General features: G+C 37.1%; 21 protein-coding genes and 1 tRNA gene. 4 read left to right on the top strand and 18 right to left on the bottom strand.

Annotated features, from left to right (window positions below; translation table 11 throughout):
* Window positions 1-84: 84 nt before the first annotated feature.
* From ACJ2A9_RS14745 to ACJ2A9_RS14715, 7 genes are all read right to left on the bottom strand, one after another.
* Window positions 85-333, bottom strand: coding sequence for a DUF7674 family protein (locus ACJ2A9_RS14745; RefSeq protein ID WP_441422440.1), 249 nt, complete (start codon window positions 331-333; stop codon window positions 85-87).
* Between the two features lie 116 nt (window positions 334-449).
* Window positions 450-1,052 (bottom strand): hypothetical protein, encoded by a 603-nt coding sequence (locus tag ACJ2A9_RS14740; protein WP_441422429.1) that lies wholly within the window; start codon window positions 1,050-1,052, stop codon window positions 450-452.
* A gap of 143 nt (window positions 1,053-1,195) precedes the next feature.
* Window positions 1,196-1,573 carry a hypothetical protein gene (locus ACJ2A9_RS14735; RefSeq protein ID WP_441422428.1) on the bottom strand — a complete coding sequence of 126 codons (378 nt, stop codon included), beginning with the start codon at window positions 1,571-1,573 and terminating at the stop codon, window positions 1,196-1,198.
* Window positions 1,574-2,291: 718 nt separating this feature from the next.
* Complete coding sequence (locus ACJ2A9_RS14730) at window positions 2,292-2,723, bottom strand: hypothetical protein (protein ID WP_441422427.1); 432 nt, start codon at window positions 2,721-2,723, stop codon at window positions 2,292-2,294.
* A 526-nt stretch (window positions 2,724-3,249) separates the two neighbouring features.
* Complete coding sequence (gene nhaC / locus ACJ2A9_RS14725; RefSeq protein ID WP_441422426.1) at window positions 3,250-4,659, bottom strand: Na+/H+ antiporter NhaC; 1,410 nt, start codon at window positions 4,657-4,659, stop codon at window positions 3,250-3,252.
* A 212-nt stretch (window positions 4,660-4,871) separates the two neighbouring features.
* Window positions 4,872-6,311 (bottom strand): aspartate ammonia-lyase, encoded by a 1,440-nt coding sequence (aspA, locus tag ACJ2A9_RS14720; protein WP_441422425.1) that lies wholly within the window; start codon window positions 6,309-6,311, stop codon window positions 4,872-4,874.
* Window positions 6,280-7,317 (bottom strand): asparaginase, encoded by a 1,038-nt coding sequence (locus tag ACJ2A9_RS14715; protein WP_441422424.1) that lies wholly within the window; start codon window positions 7,315-7,317, stop codon window positions 6,280-6,282. Before ACJ2A9_RS14715 ends, aspA begins: the two co-directional genes overlap by 32 nt.
* A 204-nt stretch (window positions 7,318-7,521) precedes the next feature.
* Here ACJ2A9_RS14715 and ACJ2A9_RS14710 point away from each other — a divergent pair, with 204 nt between their 5' ends.
* On the top strand, window positions 7,522-7,890 hold the full coding sequence (locus tag ACJ2A9_RS14710; protein WP_441422423.1) for a helix-turn-helix domain-containing protein: 369 nt from the start codon (window positions 7,522-7,524) through the stop codon (window positions 7,888-7,890).
* A 584-nt stretch (window positions 7,891-8,474) separates the two neighbouring features.
* On the opposite strand, the gene ACJ2A9_RS14705 is transcribed toward ACJ2A9_RS14710, so the two are convergent.
* Window positions 8,475-8,547, bottom strand: a tRNA-Ala gene (locus ACJ2A9_RS14705).
* Window positions 8,548-8,759: 212 nt separating this feature from the next.
* A complete protein-coding gene (locus ACJ2A9_RS14700) occupies window positions 8,760-8,927 on the bottom strand; it encodes a hypothetical protein (protein ID WP_441422422.1) in 168 nt (55 codons plus the stop codon).
* Between the two features lie 113 nt (window positions 8,928-9,040).
* On the opposite strand from ACJ2A9_RS14700, the gene ACJ2A9_RS14695 reads away from it, so the two are divergent.
* Window positions 9,041-10,039: a potassium channel family protein gene (locus ACJ2A9_RS14695; protein ID WP_441422421.1), complete on the top strand. Its 999-nt coding sequence runs from the start codon at window positions 9,041-9,043 to the stop codon at window positions 10,037-10,039.
* A 32-nt stretch (window positions 10,040-10,071) separates the two neighbouring features.
* On the opposite strand, the gene ACJ2A9_RS14690 is transcribed toward ACJ2A9_RS14695, so the two are convergent.
* The 3 genes from ACJ2A9_RS14690 to ACJ2A9_RS14680 all read right to left on the bottom strand — a co-directional run bounded on the left by ACJ2A9_RS14690 (window position 10,072) and on the right by ACJ2A9_RS14680 (window position 13,296).
* Window positions 10,072-10,470, bottom strand: coding sequence for a YugN-like family protein (locus ACJ2A9_RS14690; protein WP_441422420.1), 399 nt, complete (start codon window positions 10,468-10,470; stop codon window positions 10,072-10,074).
* Between the two features lie 198 nt (window positions 10,471-10,668).
* Complete coding sequence (locus tag ACJ2A9_RS14685) at window positions 10,669-12,033, bottom strand: glucose-6-phosphate isomerase (protein ID WP_441422419.1); 1,365 nt, start codon at window positions 12,031-12,033, stop codon at window positions 10,669-10,671.
* A 99-nt stretch (window positions 12,034-12,132) separates the two neighbouring features.
* Window positions 12,133-13,296 (bottom strand): iron-containing alcohol dehydrogenase, encoded by a 1,164-nt coding sequence (locus ACJ2A9_RS14680; protein WP_441422418.1) that lies wholly within the window; start codon window positions 13,294-13,296, stop codon window positions 12,133-12,135.
* A gap of 180 nt (window positions 13,297-13,476) precedes the next feature.
* Between ACJ2A9_RS14680 and ACJ2A9_RS14675 the strand changes: the two genes are divergently transcribed.
* Window positions 13,477-13,704: a DUF378 domain-containing protein gene (locus tag ACJ2A9_RS14675; protein ID WP_441422417.1), complete on the top strand. Its 228-nt coding sequence runs from the start codon at window positions 13,477-13,479 to the stop codon at window positions 13,702-13,704.
* 199 nt (window positions 13,705-13,903) lie between these two features.
* Here the strand turns inward: ACJ2A9_RS14675 and yugI are convergent, their stop codons facing one another.
* Complete coding sequence (gene yugI, locus ACJ2A9_RS14670; RefSeq protein ID WP_441422416.1) at window positions 13,904-14,341, bottom strand: S1 domain-containing post-transcriptional regulator GSP13; 438 nt, start codon at window positions 14,339-14,341, stop codon at window positions 13,904-13,906.
* Window positions 14,342-14,784: 443 nt separating this feature from the next.
* Between yugI and ACJ2A9_RS14665 the strand changes: the two genes are divergently transcribed.
* The gene (locus ACJ2A9_RS14665; protein WP_441422415.1) at window positions 14,785-16,128 is read left to right on the top strand and encodes a sodium-dependent transporter; all 1,344 of its coding nucleotides are present in this window, start codon (window positions 14,785-14,787) and stop codon (window positions 16,126-16,128) included.
* Window positions 16,129-16,172: 44 nt separating this feature from the next.
* Here the strand turns inward: ACJ2A9_RS14665 and ACJ2A9_RS14660 are convergent, their stop codons facing one another.
* From ACJ2A9_RS14660 to ACJ2A9_RS14640, 5 genes are all read right to left on the bottom strand, one after another.
* Window positions 16,173-17,375: a DEAD/DEAH box helicase gene (locus tag ACJ2A9_RS14660; protein ID WP_441422414.1), complete on the bottom strand. Its 1,203-nt coding sequence runs from the start codon at window positions 17,373-17,375 to the stop codon at window positions 16,173-16,175.
* A gap of 147 nt (window positions 17,376-17,522) precedes the next feature.
* Window positions 17,523-18,326, bottom strand: a complete 804-nt coding sequence (locus tag ACJ2A9_RS14655) for an SDR family NAD(P)-dependent oxidoreductase (RefSeq protein ID WP_441422413.1) — start codon at window positions 18,324-18,326, stop codon at window positions 17,523-17,525.
* Window positions 18,308-19,711 (bottom strand): AMP-binding protein, encoded by a 1,404-nt coding sequence (locus tag ACJ2A9_RS14650; RefSeq protein ID WP_441422412.1) that lies wholly within the window; start codon window positions 19,709-19,711, stop codon window positions 18,308-18,310. The genes ACJ2A9_RS14655 and ACJ2A9_RS14650 overlap by 19 nt, the downstream gene beginning before the upstream one ends.
* Before the next feature lie 8 nt (window positions 19,712-19,719).
* Window positions 19,720-20,889: a thiolase family protein gene (locus ACJ2A9_RS14645; protein ID WP_441422411.1), complete on the bottom strand. Its 1,170-nt coding sequence runs from the start codon at window positions 20,887-20,889 to the stop codon at window positions 19,720-19,722.
* A gap of 108 nt (window positions 20,890-20,997) precedes the next feature.
* Window positions 20,998-21,588: a biotin transporter BioY gene (locus tag ACJ2A9_RS14640; protein ID WP_441422410.1), complete on the bottom strand. Its 591-nt coding sequence runs from the start codon at window positions 21,586-21,588 to the stop codon at window positions 20,998-21,000.
* Window positions 21,589-21,724 lie beyond the last annotated feature (136 nt).

Below are 21,724 nucleotides of genomic sequence, written 5' to 3'. Positions count from 1 at the left end.
TTTAACATCATTTTCCAATCTGTGAGCACAAAAAACGAGCTGCATATATTACAGCCCGTAATTTTACTAGAGCATCTGTTTAGTTTAGTATCGACCCCAACCCTTTTCAACTTCATCTGAAGCCTTCCTTGTTTCTTTACCCATGTATTTATAAGCCGTAATTAAGATTTCTTTATCATCACCTAGTCGCTCAAGAATAGTGACCGTTAATAGTTCCTTAGTATAATCATCACCCTCAATTGCCATTTTCTCAAAAAAATTAAAGAACTTTTCAAGTTTATCTGTTTCATCTTTTTCAAGATACTCTATTATATATTCGTTACAATCACCAATGAAAACGTTAATAACCCTCTCATAATGAATTCAATTATTTTGCTTCAATAGCAACGGAAGCGACAGCCTTCTTGTGCTATTGCATCCGTTAGTTCAATAAAAACTGATTTCATAATCTATTGGTCAATAATAACCTTTAAAGCTGTTCCACCTGATACTTCTAAAAATCCATCATACCAAACTGATACTTTTTGTCCCAGTTTAATATCCTCAAATCCCAACTGAGTTGATGAGTCTGAATAGCTTATAATGGTATCCTCCATTAGACTCATCCATATTCCTCTGCCCTCATATGCATAATCATCTAATACAAGAAACTGTTTACTAACGCTGTTGATTTCTTTAATATCTCCCTTTACACCTGGGAATTTCGTAATCATCTCTTGATTTAGATTTATATTAAAGTTATCATTTTCTATAAAATGATTTATTGTCTTTTTTACTTGTTCCACTTCTGCTTCTGTTAACTCTGTTTCAAAATCCCCATACTTTCTAAAAACAATTTCCATCGTAGGAAAAGAAGAGGCGAAAGACTTTAAAACAATATCATGCTTCTCTAATAAAACCTTAGATAATCCACGATAATCATCAACATCAAGATTATTGCTCTTATTTTCCAGTTCAAGCCTATTCGTCTCTACATTTGTATCTTCATGATATATATTTTCATATGATTGACACCCAGTTAAAATTAAGATTAGTAAAGCTATTTTATACATATCAACACCTCAAAAGACTGCTTTTATTGGCATGTTTATGTCTGTTTTTGGTATTTTATTTCATAAATATATTCTTCTTCGTATTTTCATTAACCTGCTCCGTTAGAAATAGAGCGACTGCTCATATGGAACAATCGCTTCCGTTACCTGAATACCTCCTTTGGAACATCCCAAAGGAAATAGTTTTTTGTAAATAGCCTTGTTTCAACTACTACGGTCACTCCATCTTTCTCAAATATATAACCCGCACCCATTTGTTCTTTAAACGCCCAATCATTCTTTTCCATAAATTCTTTAATTATTTGTTCTTGGGAACCATTTTTATTCTTTGTAACATACCTTATTCCATCAGAAGTATCGGTTATTTGTATGTAATCACTATTTGAGAACTCCAATTTAGTGATAGTTGCAATTATTTCAGTTGTATTTTCTTCTTGAAACAAGGCACTTCCAAATCTAATTCCAATAAATCCAAAAGCAATTATCAATACCAATAAAATAACTACTAAAAACTTTTTCAAGCATTCACCTTCTTTTAATTTTTACAAGCCTGCTTCGTTACTTCAACAAAAGAAAGGCGATAACCTTTATTCAGCTATCGCTCTCCGTTAGCGGAATACTAACCTTTTATTTTTCTATTAAGTCTAAGAAAATTCCTACATCTTTTTCCCTCATACTATACGCATTTTTGTCATCGGTTTTAACTAATGTTCCTCTTTTGTAATCTTTATCTATCCAAACATAGTAATTTTCAATTATCTCTTCATTGGTAGAATAAATTTGTATTTCGTAATCCCAGTTCTTTAGCTCTAAAGAAGCTTCTATAAATTTTGAATTATTTATTATAGATAATAGCTTTTCAATTTTTTCCCCTTCCGTAAATATAATTTTAACCTTAGAAATAAGGATAAATTTTTCAACCTCTTGCTCTTTAAAAAAAAATAGAACTTTCTTTACTATTACTAGAACAACCTACGGATACTAAAAGAATTACAATTAAAATAGAGGTTATAAACAATTTTTTATATTTAAACACTGTATTACACCACCTGATTTAATAATTTTTTATTACCATATTTGACGCGCATAAGCTGTATTTAGTTTCATATATTTTAGCCCATTAACCTACCTACTTTAATAGTTGAAGTAAAAAGAACAGGAGCAATCATCTATGACTGCTCCTGTTGTTCAAGTAATGCATCCGTTTCTTCAATAAGGGAAACTTATTTTTTAATCACTTTAAAGGTCAGGAAGTGTTTGTAAAAATTCAGCAGTTTCATCCATGTCAGTTGAAAGCAATACAATTCCCGTATTGTCCAATATAACAAAAGTAGGGAATTCTTCTATGTTTAAAAAGTCAATTTGTTCGGGATTTTCATTAGCATTTCTAACACCAAATTGATGTACTTTCATTGCTGGATTCATTGTCACCATCATAGTATCATGAACATCATATTGCCTTTGTAAATACTCATCAACATTTCCGCGAGCAGTTGGTTCAGGCGGTACTACATTGTTGTCAGGGAAGTCAAAAAATACAAACATGTGATACTGACCTTCTTCTTTCGGTTTTAATTGACTGATAGTATCTATTCTTTTCGCTTCATCTTCTCCAAATGAGCAGCCCGTTAGTAATAAAGAAAGCAGTAGTATTATAGTTATAAATCTCAAAAACACACCTCCAAAATTATTCAAAATGTCTGAAAAGCTTTACTAAATGGTAACATAACTTATTAAATATTTGGTTATTGTTTTCCATTTCCCTTCTTCAACTCTTCTGCTCGTTACTTTAAGTGCAATCCTTCACAATCTCTAATTATTTTAACATAAATATTCAATTTTCTTATTGGGTGTTATTCAAGAAAATGGTTCTTAAAAGGAAAGAGCACTACCCTTATTCAAGGATAGCGCTCGATTACGGAAGATCAAAGACTGTTAAAGACCAATTACCGTTACCACTACCAAAGGTAAGCAGTTCAACGAAAATATGATTAGGTACATCCATATTGTACTCATAATCAGCCTTTGTATTGCTAACATAATTAAATAATTCTTCATGAGTTACATTACATCACATGATAAATTTTACATTTGAGATATTATTTACCCCTTCTAGGCATACTGCCGCGATTTTATTTCAAAATCTTATTTATAAGATTCTTGAGATTCAATTAATTATCAATTGTATTACATGAGTTTAATTAGCCATCTTCTCCACTGACTGTACTTTATTTTTAGTGTACCAAATATATTTTCCTGTATAACCATAAATGATCGCAAGTATAATGGAAACAAAACTTAACCACATAAATGGAACATAGGAAAAGGTAGATATGCCTAGAATCGCTGCCATGAAAATCCCGTTATCAGACCAAGGAATCATCCCTGATGTTAGCGTACCTCCAACCTCAGAATTTCGAGATAAAACTCTGCGATCAATGTGTAATTTATCATAGCTTTTTTCCATAATCTTTGGTGTTAAAATTAATGAAACGTACATAGCACAACCAAATACATTCGCTAAAAAGGCAACAATTATTGTTGAAAGGGTCACATTACCTGCTGAAGTTAGCTGGTTCTGGAATTTTGATATTATTACTTTTAGTACTCCTAAATGTTCCAATAAACCGCCAAATCCTAATCCGAAAATAATAACGACGATTGCGCCAAGCATTCCCTGGATCCCCCCACGGTTCAGAAGAACATCCAAGAATTCAATGCTTGTATCTATTGAAAAACCATTATAAGCCGTACCTAAGGCGACAGAAAAATCTATTCCTTGGAATGCTGTAGCCCAAATGGTTCCTAAGAGAGCCCCTGCAGCAATTGTCGGTACAGATGGTTGTTTCAGTGCTAGCATTAGAATGACAAATATCGCAGGGAGGAGCATCCAAATTTGAATATTAAAATTCTCAAGTAATGCATTCTTAAGAAACTCTACCCTTTCTAAATCTGTATTTTTCCCGCCATAAATAAAGCCTACGATAGTAAAAAGAAAAGCAGTGATTATGTATGCAGGGATGTCTAAATATAACATGGCACGTACGTGTGCAATTACATCTACTTTCGACATTGATGCTGCAAGTACGGTACTGTCAGATAGCGGGGAAAGCTTATCACCAAAGTATGCACCCGAAAGAACAGCACCGGCTACTATCGGGAGCGGGATCCCCATCCCTTCTCCAATTGCCATCATCGCGATTCCAGCAGTCCCGACTGTTCCCCACGACGTACCTGTCGCCAAAGATGTGATCGAGCAAATGACGAGAGTCGCTAATAAGAAAATGCTTGGATGGATAAACTCCAAACCGTAATAAATAAGGGTTGGCACGACTCCTCCTGCTATCCAAGTCCCAATAAGGGCACCGACTGCTACGAGAATTAAAATAGCTTCAAGACCATTCGAAATACCATTTTTAATAGATTCTTGCAGTTGCTCGTACTTGTGTCCCAAGCGCAACCCAAGTAAAATAACTAGGAACCACGATATAAATAGTGCTAGCTGTATCGGTAAATCAAACATCGTCGTAAATGAAAAAACGATTGCTAAAAACAACCCCAATGTAAAAATAATTTCTAGCATAGATGGTAATCGTACATTCCTCATTCCTACTCCCCCTTATCAATATAAACCGCTTTCAAAACCCTGTTTTTATAGATCATCTTTCATTGATAGTCATCCGCCAGTTAAGAAATTCATAACAAAAGTACTAATAAAAATAAATAAAACAATTAATGCCTTTGACTATCCTGCCATGGCTCTTACTGGGGATGATTTTCCAATAGAATTTCAATATACATTTTAATTGGATCTATAGATTAATAGTGTTGCACTCGATCGAATAGAGCACTACCAGATATACCTGGATTTGTCATTTCGTAAGGGTTTAAAATCAAATCGAGTTCTTCCTCTGTCATAACATTATATTTCAGGCAAAGCTCTCGAACAGATTTGCCTTTTAATATGGCTTCCCGTGCAATTCGTGATGCAGCTTCATACCCTATGTGCGGATTTACAGCTGTAATGATTCCCACACTTTTTTCAACATATTCTTTCATCCGGTCTTCATTTGCCTCGATACCAGTGAGACAAAAGTCTGTAAAGCTTCGGAACGCATTGTTCATGATGCTGATCGATTGAAGCAAGTTAAAAACCAACACTGGTTCCATTACGTTTAATTCAAGTTGTCCCGCTTCAGAGGCCAAGCAAATCGTATGGTCGTTTCCAATGACCTGAAAGGCGACTTGGTTAATGAGCTCCGGCATTACTGGATTGACTTTTCCAGGCATAATCGAAGAACCAGGCTGACGTGACGGTAAGATAATTTCGCCAAATCCCGCACGCGGTCCGGATGCCATCAATCGCAAGTCATTCGCTATTTTGGACATATTCATCATGCAGACTTTCAATGCAGCTGACACTTCTGTGTAGGCATCCGTGTTTTGTGTTGCATCAACAAGGTGCTGTGTCCCAACAAGCGGCAATACGCTTATATCTGCAAGATGTTTTACAACATTTTTAATATACCGGGGGTCAGCATTTAATCCTGTCCCTACAGCTGTTGCTCCCATGTTCACTTCGTAAAGATGGTGGCGTGTTTGTCCAATCCGTTTAATATCACGTTCCAATACTCGGCTGTATGCTTCAAATTCTTGACCTAGGCGAATTGGTACGGCATCTTGAAGATGGGTGCGTCCCATTTTTATGATATGATCGAATTGCTGAGCTTTCTTCTTGAAGATATCCAACATGTCATTCATGGTATCCAAAAGCTTTTCCAGCATATTAAGAGTTGAGATATGGATGGCTGTCGGAAACACATCGTTTGTGGATTGCGACATATTTACATGACTGTTTGGGCTTACTTTCCCATATTCCCCTTTATTATAACCGAGCAGTTCAAGCGCACGGTTTGCAATCACTTCATTTGCATTCATATTCATTGAAGTGCCGGCACCTCCCTGGATCGGATCGACTATAAAATACTCGTGCCATTTTCCTTCGATAATTTCATCTGCGGATTGAACGATTGCTTCACCAATTTCTTTATACAGTCCCTTGATATCCATATTGGCAAGTGCTGCTGCTTTTTTTACGATTGCTAGAGCTTTAATCATTTCTTCATGAATTTTGTAACCGGTGATTGGGAAATTATCTACAGCTCTTAATGTTTGTATTCCATAATAAACATCTGCCGGAATTTCTTTCTCACCGAGGAAATCCTTCTCAACTCGGTATACCGTTTCTTCTCTCAACATTTCCCCTGCTCCCTTTTAAGAATGTAATGTCATTTGCAATTGGTGTTTCCATCATTTCCTTCACCTTTTGTGGATCCTGTGTCTTGCCTAGTACCCACATCAATTTAGGAACAATGGCTTCTGTATTCATATCTCTGGAACGAATGATGCTACTCTGATTTAGTTTTCGTCCCACTTCATATATATCAATATCCTCTCCTTCCTCTAAACATTGGGTAGTAATGACAACAGAGATTCCACATTCGGTCAACTCATTCAATTTCTCTAAAAGATTTCTTCCCTGAAATGGAATGCCACCGCTACCATAACTTTCAATTACAATCCCCTTATATTGTTTTTTCAGAAAATCAAAGAATTCCGGCTTGATCCCTGGATGTAACTTAACCAAAGAAACATTAGTACAAAGTGAAGTATCTAACTGTATTTCCTTATTCTTTGATGAATGAGATGGTTTATGATATTCAATAGCATCTTCAAGTATAGAAGCAACATAAGGGTAATTAATACTTTCAAACGAGTCATAGCTTTTTGTTCTTACTTTAATGGTCCTAGTACCCTGTATGACTCTACCATCAAAAACTACATATACTCCACCTATAGCTTCACAAGCAAATCTAATGGCGTCAGAGATATTTCTTTTCGCATCTGTTTTCTTAAAAGCAATTGGGATTTGAGATCCTGTAAGCACAATTGGTTTTTCTACATTTTGCAACATATAGGAGAGCGCAGCTGAAGTGTAAGCCATTGTGTCCGTCCCATGTGTGACAATAAAGCCGTCGTAGTCATGGTAATGCTGGTGGATAGAGTTTGCTATTTCAACCCAATGCTCTGGTTGTATATTTGTACTGTCGATATTCATTAAAGGCTTGCCATCAATCTGACAGAGTAAATTTAATCCCGGTAAGTGACTTAAAATTTCGTTAGCGTTCATCTCAGGAACTAGTCCATTTTTCCCTTCTAATGAAGCAATTGTCCCGCCAGTAGTAAGTAACATCAGCTTCTTCAAAATAATACCCCCATAAGTTTTTCTAATTTTTGTCAATGAATTTACAATAAGCTTTAAAACAGAAAAAATGTATTTTGTACGCGTTTTGAATAATTTAATTGTATTATAGTCATGAATTTTGTGAAAATCAAGAAAAATTATTCAATTCGCGTACATTTTATTTTAATATATGGTATAATAAGTTGAAATAAAGGAGAGTAAAAAATGATTATAAATAGGTTAACTAGATTAAGAAAGGACAAAGGTTGGTCGTTACAATATACGGCTGATCGACTCGGTATTGCCAAAAGTACTTATGCAGGCTACGAATCGGGGTACCGCCGCCCTTCATTAGAAGCAATTAAATTAATAGCTGAATTATTTGACACATCAACCGATTACATTTTAGGTAGAGTTGATCATCCAAATTTTCAACTTGAAGAGGATACTACAAAGTCAGTTCATATCATAGAATTAACAGATCTGCCAAATTTGGACCTTACTGTCGATGGAACCTCTCTTTCTAAAGAAGAAATACAACAATTTATTGCTTTTATTAGAGCAAAACGAGAAATAGAAGGGAAGATACCATAAGCGATGTTAAACAAGAGAGACATTGGTCTAAAGTCAGATAATTGGGTTTTGGTACAAACCTCAAATATTTTCAAAATAAGAACAAAACATAATGGAAATACCGAAGATTCTAATTTTCATGATTGAAATTCATCATAAAGTGTATAACTACGAATAAAATGTACTTGTTTTGTTCACTAAAATTCAAATCTATACGACTTACTTTTTTGGGGGCTCTCCTCTATGTAAGGTTCGGATAGCCCTCTACCTGTATGTATATTCTTAGTGTATATTGTAACTTTTGGAATTATTTTGCACTTTTTTTAATACTTATTTTGCGTGAATAAAAAAAAGGATCATACATATTAGTCCTGCTAATATGTATGATCCTTTTATATTTATTCCATAAACGCTTTCGTTTCTTCAATAACCCATCTATTCTTGTTTGCTCTTGATATAAAGTTACCATTTTATTTACTTTAAGCATTAAATTGCACACAAAAAATTTTTTTCGTACACTATTCGCACACAACGCAAAAATAGCCGTTCTATATTTCAGAACGACTACCCTTTAAAATCCTTGATATATCAATGTTTATGTAAGATGGAGCATAGCGGGATCGAACCGCTGACCTCCACGCTGCCAGCGTGGCGCTCTCCCAGCTGAGCTAATGCCCCGTAGTAATAATGAAGTTAATTCAAGGATGAGTCCCTGTTTCTTCCTCTACTAGCTAATTCAATGTTGTTTTATGCGTCGAAACAACTCGACGGTACTTCAGTGAAGCATCGCTCGTTGCTACTTCCTCTTCCAGCTAATGCCCTATAATGTTTTTCTTTAACACAAGATTGATTATAAATGATATTTTGCTACTTTTCAAGAGTGCAAAAAGTTATAAGAAGCTAATAATCAGCTCCATGATAAACCATACAACTCCTGCCAAAATTGCTGTGATAAATGAACCGATTAAGCTTTCTTTTGTTAGTCTCTTTTTCTTTACAAAGTCTAACAGTGTCCAGCCTATGAATACAGTCACCGCAAGAACAAATGCTTGAATCACACTGAACCCCTCTTCTTTCCTTATACTATAATTATCTTATCAGAAACAACGATTGATTGCATAGATTTATGGTCATAATGGAGGATAAAAGAGTAGTAAAAGGTGGCGATCATTTGGTCAAGGTCGATGAAGTGTTTCATACTTATTCCCGTTTTCCTGTTGTAGTTAGACTTCTGATCATCGTTTTATTAATGACCTTAACCGTTGGTGTTATCATTCATTTTATAGAACCAAATACATTTCCAACGATCTTTGACGGGATTTGGTGGGCTATTGTTACAGCAACCACAGTCGGTTATGGTGATTTTGTTCCACAAAGTTTTTTCGGTCGCCTTGTTGGAGTTGTTCTTATTCTTTTTGGGATTGGTTTTGTAACCTTTTTCCTGACCACATTAGCTTCATCAACAATCACAACAAAGAACTCGTTAAAACAGGGGGAACTGGCATTTAAAAAAGGAAATCATACAATTGTCGTTGGCTGGAATGAGCGTGCAAAAAATACGATAATCCACCTTCATCAATTACACCCTGATTTACAGATAGTCCTCATTGACGAAAGTGTTCAGGAAAGACCGATTGATATTAAAAATGTCCATTTTATTCGAGGCAATCCTACTGAGGATGTAACATTACAGCGAGCAAATGTAAGACAAGCAAAAACTGTCCTTATCACTGCTGACCAACGCAAATCAGAAACAGAAGCCGATACAAAATCGATTATTGTCCTGCTTGCAATCAAAGGACTAAATCCACTTATATACAGTATTGTCGAGTTATTAACACCTGAACAGTTGAAAAATTGCCGCCGGGCAGGTGCTGATGAAATCCTTCAATCCGCTTATATATCAAGTCTGCTTATGGTAAATAGTACGTTATTTAATGGCGTGGCAACTGTATTTTCAGATTTGCTGGATCACCAAGAAGGAAATAAAATGATTTATATTCATTCCCCTGAAGAGCTTACTCATGAAAGTTTTGAGAGGGTTTGCCAGCATTATCTAAACCACCAAACGCTCGTTCTAGGAATAAAGCGGGGTGAGCAGTTGCTGTTAAATCCAACACCATCACTACAATTAGAAGAAGAAGATAAGCTTATCGTCATTCAACGCTAGGCTTATCTTCTTTTGAAGGTAATCAATGAACGTTATGTTAGGATTGTTATTTCTAATTCATTTAATAAATTTTTCCCAGTAGCGATCCACTCATTTGGAAATTCATCATCTGGATCAAGCGGTGCTGAAAACTGATTTGTTAATGGATCATCGTCTGTAGTAAATGTCTGCTGATCATTGTTATATTGATGATTTAACAAAAACGGTCTTCCTAATTCGACGATAACCCCTTTTTGATCCAGTTCACCTTCTACTGCTTTAAAAGGAAGTCGTAAAAACAAATACGTGTCCTTTTCTTCCATTTGATAATCAAAATACCCATGATCATAATCCCAATTCCCACCGATGACATACCCTAACGGCTTCAATTTATTTTCTAAATCAATTAACTTAAATTGTCTGTTTTCAACCTTCGAAGGCAACTCAATCATTACATATTCTCCTTTCAATAACACATCCTTACCAAATAGAATACCCAAAAAGACAGTTTAGAATGTAGAGTATAGAGTTTAGAGTGAAAAACCTTTAAAATTAAAAACAAAAAGAGCCGACTCAGCAAAAGCCTCACTGAATCCACCCAAAAAACAACTCTAAACTCTACACTCTAAACTCTAAACTGGTTCTAACTTTTAACTTTCATTTTTTCGTAGTCGCTTCAAAAGGATTTCCCTCTCCATCTCATAGCCGGGTTTTCCGAGGAGGGCAAACATATTTTTCTTATACGCTTCAACACCCGGTTGATCAAATGGATTGACACCTAGTAAACAGCCACTTAGAGAACATGCTTTTTTAAAGAAATAGAGTAAGTATCCAAAGTAATAAGGTGTTAATTCAGGTATCGTAATCAATAAATTTGGGATACCACCATCTGCATGAGCGAGCATTGATCCTTGTAATGCTTTTTCGTTCACAAATTGCAGTGATTTTCCCGCTAAATAATTAAGCTCATCAAGATCGTCGTTATCTTTTCCAATCACGATGTTATCTTTAGCCTGCTTAACCTGGAGAATTGTTTCAAACATATCCCGCCGTCCATCCTGTAAATATTGACCGAGGGAATGAAGATCAGTTGTAAACGATAATGAAGCTGGAAATATTCCTTTCCCGTCTTTTCCTTCACTTTCGCCAAATAATTGCTTCCACCACTCAGAGAAGTAGTTGAGACATGGCTCATAACTTCCGATAACTTCTATTGTTTTCCCCTTATGATAAAGTAGGTTACGAACCGCTGCATATAAATAAGCCTGATTTTGGAGGATATTAGCATTGTTATACTCATGACAAGCATCTGATGCCCCTCGAATTAGCTCATCTATGTCAATTCCACTTACAGCAATCGGCAAAAGGCCAACTGCCGTAAAAACTGAGTAACGTCCTCCTATATTGTCAGGAATCACAAATGTTTGATATCCTTCCTTATCAGCTAACGCCTTCAATGCCCCGCTTTTTTGGTCAGTCGTTACATATATCCGCTTGCTTGCTTCTTTTTTTCCATATTTCTTTTCTAAATAATTACGAAAAATTCGAAAGGCAATCGCTGGTTCTGTTGTTGTTCCTGACTTTGAAATAACATTAATAGAAATGTCCTTCTCTTCGACTATGGATAACAGATCATTCATATAATCTGAACTAATATGATGTCCAGCATAAAAGATTTGTGGTGTTTGACGTACGTCATTTGCTTGAAGGTTATAAAAAGAAGAGGTTAACGCTTCAATCGTTGCACGTGCACCGAGGTAAGAACCGCCAATGCCGATTATAATAAGCACATCAGATTCTTTCCTTATTTTCTGTGCAGCCTTTTTTATTTGCAAAATTTCATTTCTGTTAAGTTCATTAGGCAAGTTTAACCAACCTAAATAATCATTTTCTTGATCTGCATGATAATGTAACATCCTATGAGCTAAGTTTACCGTTTCTTTTATTTGCTCTAATTCATGGTCTTTAATAAAAGAGCGGGCATGACTAAAATCAAATGTTAGTTTATCGCCCATATCCATCACCCCATATGCTATGTATACGCATTGCATAAATACCTGTGAATGATGGACAAAAGATGAGCATAAAAAAAGAAAGGACATTAGTCCTCCCCTTTATAAAGAATTGGTTAAAATTGCAGTTACATCTTCTTTATTTAAACGTTTAAAATGGCCAAATTCCCCACGTGTCATCGCTTTTTCAGTCATTTCCTCTATTTTTGATTGATCAATTTTATAATCAGCCAGCTTGCTCGGAGCACCAAGACTGATCCAAAATTGCTGCAGTTTTTCAATTCCTTCCAATGCAATCTCTCGGTCTGACTTTCCAGCAGTTTCAACATCCCATACACGTTCAGCTAATTGTTTAAACCTCTCTACTTTTTCATCCACAACAAGCTTCATCCACTCTGGGAAGATAATCGCTAATCCTCCACCGTGAGGAATATCCGTCACGGCTGAAACAGCATGTTCAATATTATGAGTAGCCCAATCGCCGCGGCTTCCCATAGATAAAACTCCAATTAACGCCATTGTACCACTTAATAAAATTGTTTCCCGGTATTCATAATTTTCCAGGTCATCAATCAGCTTTGGCGCAGTTTCAATAACAGTACGCAACAGCGATTCACACATTCCGTCATTAATCGGTGTATTTGGGATATGATGAAAATACTGTTCAAGTATATGTGACATAATATCGACTATCCCATAGATTGTTTGATCTTTCGGAACCGAAAAGGTATAGGTAGGATCAAGAATTGAAAACTGCGGATAAGTAATAGGACTTGACCAGCCTATTTTTTCCTTTGTCTCCCAATTGGTGACAACAGAACTTGGATTCATTTCTGAACCTGTTGCCGCTAATGTTAACACTGTTCCAAAGGGCACTGCTTTTGACGGACTGGCTTTTCGTGTAATAATCTCCCATACATCACCGTCATATTCAGCACCAACAGAAATCGCCTTTACGCAATCGATCACACTTCCGCCACCAACCGCCAAGATAAAATCGATCTCCTCACGTTTGCATATCTCAACACCCTTATGTACTGTAGATAACCGTGGATTTGGCTCAACACCAGCTAATTCAAATACAGTAACTCCTTTTTGATCAAGCTTTTCCTTTACTTCATCATACAATCCATTTTTCTTTATACTCCCACCACCATAAACCAGTAAAATTTTCTGACAGTGATTCGGGAGTTCTTGATTTAAAGTCTCCAATTGGCCTTTTCCAAAAATGAGTTTCGTCGGATTACGAAAAGAAAAATTATTCATTAGTATAACCCCTTTCCATTTTTCCATCTTGTACCTATATCTATTATCTCTTATTTACCAAAAAAGTGAAAGTTTCCTGAACAAACTCACGAAATATATCATTCCCAGTAAGATCCTAATCGCTTATCTTGCATAAACTTTTTCATTCTTCATCAACCTATAGACAGGAGGTGAGTTTTAATGAGTGGTATCCAAAGAACCGCATTAGCACTTACTATCATTGGTGCAATTAACTGGGGACTAATTGGCTTTTTCCGTTGGGATCTTGTAGCAGCGATTTTCGGAGGACAAGCAGCTGGTATTTCCCGCTTTATATACGCTATTGTCGGCCTAGCTGGTTTATATTGTCTCTCCCTTTTGTTTAAACCAAGTGAAGAACTTGAAAGAAGTCCAGAACCACAAAGGTAACTAGAAAAGCGAACGGCGATTAATCGTAAGAGCGCTAGGCGCCGGAGCTAGACACCATTAAAAAAGGTGACCAGTTGAACTGGTCACCTTTTTCTCTATATACAAGCTGGAACTAATGGAGTTTTTCAAACAAAAAGAAGAGGGGTGATTTAAGGCTGCCCTCTCCTTATGAATGAAATGAAATTAGTGCCTTTGATAATTACTTTTTCGTACGTTTGTTAAGATCAGCTTGAATTTCATTTGACTGTTTTAACCAGTCTTTTAACTTTTGCTCAAGAGTGTTAAATCCTTGAGGTGCTTGTCCTTGAGCTTGTTGTTGCTCTTTAGCTGCTTGTGGACGACGCGGCTTGCGCTCTTGTTGTGGACGCTCTTGACGTGCCGGGCGCTCAGGAGCAGGCTCAGTTTCACGGATAGAAAGTGAAATTTTGCCAGACTCTTCATCTATAGACATAATTTTTACTTTCACTGAATCACCAACAGTAAGGTGGTCATTAATATCTTTTACAAATCCATGAGCTACTTGTGAAATATGAACTAATCCTTGTTTGTTATCATCTAATGCTACAAAAGCACCAAATGGTTTAATTGCTGTAACTTTACCTTCGATAATACTTCCAACTTGATAATTTTCTGACATGGAAACAACTCCTAACTATTTTTTAACTTATTAAGTATAGCATAAAAATACCTATAAAACAAAGCATCCTCTCACTTAGCAGATTGATGATCGACTGACTGTATGGTTATCTCATAGTTTAAACTTCTCGAATTGTTGCATTTTTATCCACGATTATTGATATTATCATGATTTAACTTGAATTGGGTATGATAAATAGTGACAATTGTCCTCAAATCACTTCCATTATTTACATAAATTTAAATATGAGGATTTATTGAAATAGGATTGAAATTCCATTGACATAATCGCTTTAAAACATTATAGTAATAAAAAATTGGGATAGGTCTTAAGGGTTGTTCTCATCCTTTGGGAAGGGAACATTTTTTATTTGGTCTTTATCACCAATACATACATTCTAACTTCATTGTAACAACTTTGTAGTGACTTAGAGGTGGTTTTTTATGGCAAAACAGGAACAATGGACATCAAAACTTGGGTTTATTTTAGCTGCAGCAGGATCAGCTATTGGATTAGGGGCAATTTGGAAGCTTCCTTACGTAGCTGGGACAAGCGGTGGTGGTGCTTTCTTTTTAATTTTCTTACTTTTTACCATTTTAATTGGAGCACCCTTACTTTTAGCTGAGCTGACAATCGGTCGCAGTACGCAGAAAGAAGCAATCTCTGCATATCGGGCATTAGCTCCTAGTAGCTACTGGCATAATATTGGTCGAATTGGTGTAGCAACTTCATTTTTATTACTATCCTTTTATAGTGTTGTTGGCGGCTGGATTGTTATTTACTTTTTCAGAAGTATTACCGGCAGTCTTACTGGGCTTAGCCACGAAGAATACGGGAATCTCTTTGGCAGCATTATTGCAAATCCTTATATTGCAATATTTGCTCATCTTGTCTTCATGTTTATTACTGTCTTTGTTGTCCAAGGCGGGATTCAAAAAGGAATTGAACGATCATCAAAATATATGATGCCTGCACTTTTCATTTTATTTATTATTTTAGTCATTCGTTCCCTAACGTTAGATGGAGCCCTAGAAGGTGTTCTTTTCTTCTTGCAACCTGATTTTTCAGAGCTTTCATCTGAAACAATTCTCTTTGCAATGGGCCAATCATTCTTTGCATTAAGTCTAGGTGTATCCATAATGGTTACATATAGCTCCTACCTTTCTAAAAATGAAAGCTTACCTCGTTCGGTAGTCTCGATTGTTGGTTTAAGTATCTTTATTTCATTATTAGCAGGACTGGCTATTTTCCCAGCAGTATTTGCTTTTGGTTTTGAGCCTGCAGAGGGCCCTGGATTAATCTTTGTAGTATTACCGGCAGTCTTTAGTCAAATGGCGTTTGGATCACTGTTTCTCACGTTATTCTTGGCACTATTACTATTTGCAACATTAACTTCAGCATTTTCACTATTAGAGATTATTGTTGCATCATTAACTAAAAATGATCCTTCAAAGCGCAGTAAAATGGCATGGCGTTCTGGAATCTTAATTTTCCTATTAGGAATTCCTTCTGCGTTATCCTTTGGAGTACTTAGTGAATTTACTATTTTTGACCGAGCATTCTTTGATCTGGCGGATTACCTGGTAAGTAATATCCTCCTGCCACTTGGAGCGCTTCTTATCGCAATCTTCGTCGGTTGGAGAGTACCTCGAAATGTTTTACTTGAAGAAGTAACACAGGCATCGTCAATCGGTCGACGTACCTTTGCTGTATGGCTCTTACTGATTCGCTATCTTGCACCAGTTGCCATCATCATTGTCTTTTTAAATGTTGTGGGCATTATTTAATCAAACGTTTAATTAAATTCTAAAAAAAGAAGATGAGAGCTCGCTCATCTTCTTTTTTTACTATATTTCGCTCCACTTGTTTCCTTTTTTTGAAAGCTTTTCTTTTCAACAGGCTTAGTTAAATTACCATACTCTAACGATTGCTCTTCAATCTTTATACTGAGTGCTTTCTCAAATTTTTCAATAATAAATTTCTCTTTAGGACTAGTAAGCGAAACAACGGTCCCCGTTTTCCCCATTCGTCCTGTTCTTCCTGCCCTGTGCAAGTACGCATCCGCATCAACAGGCAGATGAACATTTATTATGTGTGTGACGTCCTCGACATCCAATCCTCTCGCCGCAAGATCAGAAGCCACTATAACATGTAATTGACCAGAACTGAATTCTTTTAACACCTTGGCACGCTCGGTTTTGTCTTGGTCTCCTGAAAGGGCATCTGCTTTTATTCCCTTATAGCGTAATTTATCAGTCACTTCAGCAACCTTATCCAAATGGTTAACAAACAGGATTCCACGCTTTATGTTCAGACCATGAATAAGCTTTCTTGCTACATCTACCCGCTGGCGGTCATCGCAGGTTACATAGAGATGTGACACCTTTTCCGCTTCAATTAATCCCCCTTTTGCTTCAATCGTTACTGGGGTTAACACATTATCACCAATTAAAGAATGAAAGTCCTTTGGTATTGTCGCTGAGAAGAAGAGATATTGTCCTTCACGCCCAACACGCTTTGCAATGTTCTGAAAATCATTCCACGTGTTTTTCTCTTCAAGCATCCGATCTGCTTCATCTACAGCAACCATTTTCGTTTGATGGACCTTCAACTTTTTCATCTCAATCAATTCCATGATTCGCCCAGGCGTCCCAACAATCAGCTGTGGCTTCTGTTTTTTTAATTTGTCTAATTGTCGCTTAATATTCGCACTCCCAATAAATGCATCAGCTTTAATTGACGAGCCTTTAGTTAACTCCTCAACAACACGATACGTTTGCATGGCTAATTCATGTGTTGGAGAAAGGACAATTGCTTGTAATTGCTGCTCTGCTTCGTTAATCTTTGCCAGCATTGGAATTAAAAACGCAAGTGTCTTTCCGGATCCTGTTTGTGATCTGGCAATTACATCTTGTCCATCTAAAATCTCAGGTATCGCCTGTTTCTGAATATCCGTTGGCTCCGTAATCTTCATTTCCTTTAATGCACTCATTATGTATGACGGCAATTGATACCCCTCAAACCCATTACTCATTATTAAAATACTCCTTCATTTCAATTATTGTTTGTAAATAACACCCTCGAACCTACCCACACCAATTCTAAATTCTTAATTCTAAATTCTTAATTGCTCTTCCAACTCTAAACTCTAAACTCTAAACTCTAAACTAACTATTAACTTTCAACCATTCACAATTCTTGAAATCTGCTCCTCCATCGTCTCATTTTGAGATAAAGTCACCGTTCGATGTTCGGGCTTTTGATAGCAGCCTATTTTGTTTCCATTTACAGAGAAGACTCTTCCTGTTATTAGTTTCCCTTTTTCACTGCATAAATAATCAACCAATGGACAAATATCCTCAGGTTCTCCAATTTGCCAGTAATCCACATTTTCTTTTAACTTATTAGCGGCTTCCACATAGGGCTTTGTCATATCCGTTAATGCCGTTGGAGAAATCGCATTAACGGAAATCTGAAAACGAGCGAGCTCCTCTGCCAGCGTATAGGTTAACCCGATTATACCAGCTTTGGCACTTGCGTAATTTACTTGACCCGCTTGCCCTTCGATTCCTGCAAGTGAGGTCATATTGATAATCTGGCCCCCTTGTTCTCTCATATAGGGTATGACAGTGCGACAGGTTGAAAACGTACCGAATAAATGACTGTCAATGACTTCCGTCCATTCTTCGTCAGTCATTTTATAACTTATTCGATCTCGAACAATACCAGCATTATTTATAACTATATCAATCTTCCCGAAATTTTCCACTGTTTCTTTTACAAGCCTTTCCGCTATTCCACTTTTGCCAATATCACCACAAAAACTGGCTACACGCTTTTTATCATCGAAAAGTGTCAATGCCTTTGTAACGGTCTCTCTTGTACGCCCATGAATGATAATGCTATCGCCTTGATGATAAAAAAACGTTGCCAACGCAAGACCAATGCCCCTTGTAGAACCTGTAATCAGTACGACCCGTTCCATGTCATTTCCGCCTCCATCATCTGCTTAATTTTCTTGCGGTCGATTTTCCCATTTACTAGTTTTGGGAGCGAATCGATAAAGTAGAACTCCCTTGGTCTCTTGGCTGCCGAGAAGCGGTGCTGACATTCTTTTTCGATTTTGTCAGCAAATGCTTTGTCACCTTGAATGACGGCAACAATTTTCTCACCCCATACTTTATCTGCTAGACCGATAATTGCTGCACAGCTAACCCCTTCTATCTCTTCAAGTACACGTTCAATTTCCAGAGGGTACACATTAATACCACCACTAATTATCATCTGTTCTTTTCGACCTACATAATGTAAATACCCATCACTGTCAAAATAGCCTTGATCACCAACAGTCAGCCAATTTCCTTGCCAACTGTCATCCATACCCCAATACGAACGTGCTGTATAAGGACTGCGGACAAAGATTGCACCTTCCTCAATCTTTACTTCTGTCGAAGGAAACAATCTCCCAACGGTTTGTTGTTTCTCACTTGATTCTTCATTTGTTATATAAGAGATAAAGCCCTGTTCCGCCGAACCAAAATACTCATACAAAATTACTTGAGGGAAATACTGTTTAAGTTTGTCTTTCAGTTGGACATTCATTTTTGCTCCGGCTGTAATGATGGAACGGAGATTCTGAGGAACAATGCAGTCTTCATTTTTATCTAGTTGATCAATGATCATTTGGTACATCGTAGGAACCATAAAAGCTGTCGTGACCATGTCCAACCCTTGCAGAACGTGATCTTTCGAAAATTTCTTTAAGACATAAGCTGTTCCCCCTAACGAAAGCATATGTAATAAAGAAATTAAAGAAGCTGAATAGCATAACGGTCCGGGAATGAGTATAATGTCTTTACTGGAGAGCTGAAATGACTTGCTCATACAAACAAAACTATCGAGCCATGAGCGTTGGGTACGAATAATCCCTTTTGGCTTACCTGTACTTCCTGATGATAAAGAGATATAAAACGGGTAGTCTACTTTAACACTAGTATGTTGCATTTCAATCCGTGATTCACCACTAAAATTCAGTTTAGTAACCTCTTCTACTGTGATCAAACATAATGGCTCAAATCTCATTAGATTCCGAAGCCTCTCATCTTCTGTAAACCCAACCGGAAAAGGAAGTGCGATCCCGCCAAGATCTACTATGGCATAAAACCATTCGATAAAAGGAAGGCCATTTTCAAGCTGTAAAGCTATCACTTTTCCTTTGATTTTTCCTTTTGCTACGCTCTTTAGCTGATCCTTTCGTTGCTCAATGCCGTTAATAAGCTGTTCGTAAGTAATTGTAGCCCCTTCAATGATTAGTGCGGTCTTTTTTCGATTATGATCATAAAGTTGTTCAACAAGTGTTTTCACTGCCATCAACCTTTCTATTCCAATCGTTCAAATAATGCGGCAATCCCCAGTCCACCACCGATGCCTAATGAAACGACACCAAATCTTGCTTTCCGGTCTTCTAATACATGCATTAACCTAGTAACTAGAATGGCACCTGATGCCCCGTACGGATGACCTAAAGCTATGGCACCGCCATATATATTTACTTTCTCAAATGGAATGTGCAGTTCCTTAATGGAAGCGACCACTTGTGATGCAAATGCCTCATTTATTTCAAAGTAATCAATATCATGAATTGAAAGCTGCTGTCGTGCTAACAACTTGGTTACAGCTGGAACCGGACCAATCCCTAATAGATTCGGATCGACTCCTGTCACGACACCATCAATATATTTCATTTTCGGTTTCAACGACAATTGCTCTGCTTTTTCTTCAGACATCATCAGGATCATCGAGGCACCATCATTCATTGGACAAGCATTTCCAGCCGTCACCGTACCATCTTCAATAAACACAGATGGAAGCTTCGATAACTTCTCTAAATTTGTATTTTCACGTGGACATTCATCCTGGTCAATGACCTTCTCCACATTCCTTTCCTTTGTTATTAAAGGAACAATTTCTCGTTCAAATCTCCCATCAGCCATGGCTTTTATCGCCTTCTGATGGCTGTTAAACGCAAATTCATCTTGCTCCTCTCGGGAAATATGATAATGCTTGGCAACATTTTCGGCAGCAACTCCCATATTGGGGTCTCCAATTGTATCAGGGGAAAATCTTGCTCTTGTAAAAATATTCGGCGCTTCAAGCCCGTACATATTTTGTGGCTTGGCGATTTTCCACGGGGCTAAGCTGGCACTCTCTACTCCGCCTGCAAGGTACACTTCACCGGCACCAGAGTAAATGCTGTTAGCAGCCATTCGAATCGCTTCAAGCCCTGCTCCGCACTGTAAATCGACTGTACTTCCTGGCACATGCAGTGGCAGACCTGCTGTCAACGCTGTTAATCTGCCGATATTTCCACCAGGTCCAACAACATTACCAAGAATCACTTGATCAATTTGATCATGTAACTGTGGATAATCTTTTACTATTTCCTCAATGAGTGGCGCGGCAAGAGCTTCCGGTTGCAAATTCTTGAATTGTCCTCCTGCTTTTCCTATCGCTGTTCTTTTTGCTTCAATAATAACTGCCGAATTCACTTTTATCCTCCCTTTCCTTTTCTATCATTTTCTTCGTTAAAAGAAAAAGGCTGTCATCACTGACAACCTTTTTAACAAGCGTTTTTGCTTTTACTTTTATACTCAATATTACGATGCAATATTTTTTTGCACCTTTTGTTTATCGGTTCTGAGTCGCGGCATTGCCTTGCGCAGTGCCAAGGCAACAGTTGCTGCCAGAATCGCCTTTAGCGTATCACCGATTAAGAACGGGAAGGAAGCGGCTACAAGCGCTGCTCCAAATGTAACGCCATTAAAGACTTGAAACCATACAACACCTACTGCGTGGATAATGACAATTCCACCAATTAGGTTAACAATAAGCATTTTTGAGAAATTTAAATGCTTCATACGATCAATGACATACCCAATAAATAGGGCTGCGATTGGATAGCTGTATAAATAGCCTGCCCATGGTGTAACAAAAACTCCTAAACCACCGCGGCCACCTGATAATGCCGGTACTCCAAATGCAACAAGTAATAAAAACAAAATAACAGCCAATGACCCGCGCCTTGCACCGAGTGCCGCACCAGCAAGCATAATCCCAAATGTTTGAGCTGTAATTGGTACTGGTGTAAAGCCTAACGTAATCGGAGGGATTAACCCTAGAACAGCAATGACTGCTGCCATCATAGCAATATACATCATATTAACAATACTTTGACTAGAACGATTCATTCTTTTTCCCTCCACAATAAATAATCCTCTTATGCTTAATTATAATGGAGGGAGACCATATGTCAACATTATTTTTAGTTTGGTTAACAAATAGCTTTAAAAAAATTTAAACTTTTTTTCATTTATTACGTATAGA

The sequence above is a fragment of the Anaerobacillus sp. MEB173 genome (genome assembly GCF_052119505.1).
In the GTDB taxonomy this organism is placed as follows: domain Bacteria; phylum Bacillota; class Bacilli; order Bacillales; family JBJMAU01; genus JBJMAU01.
Note: the sequence above shows the minus strand (reverse complement) of the source record. Positions and strands in the feature narration are given on the sequence as shown.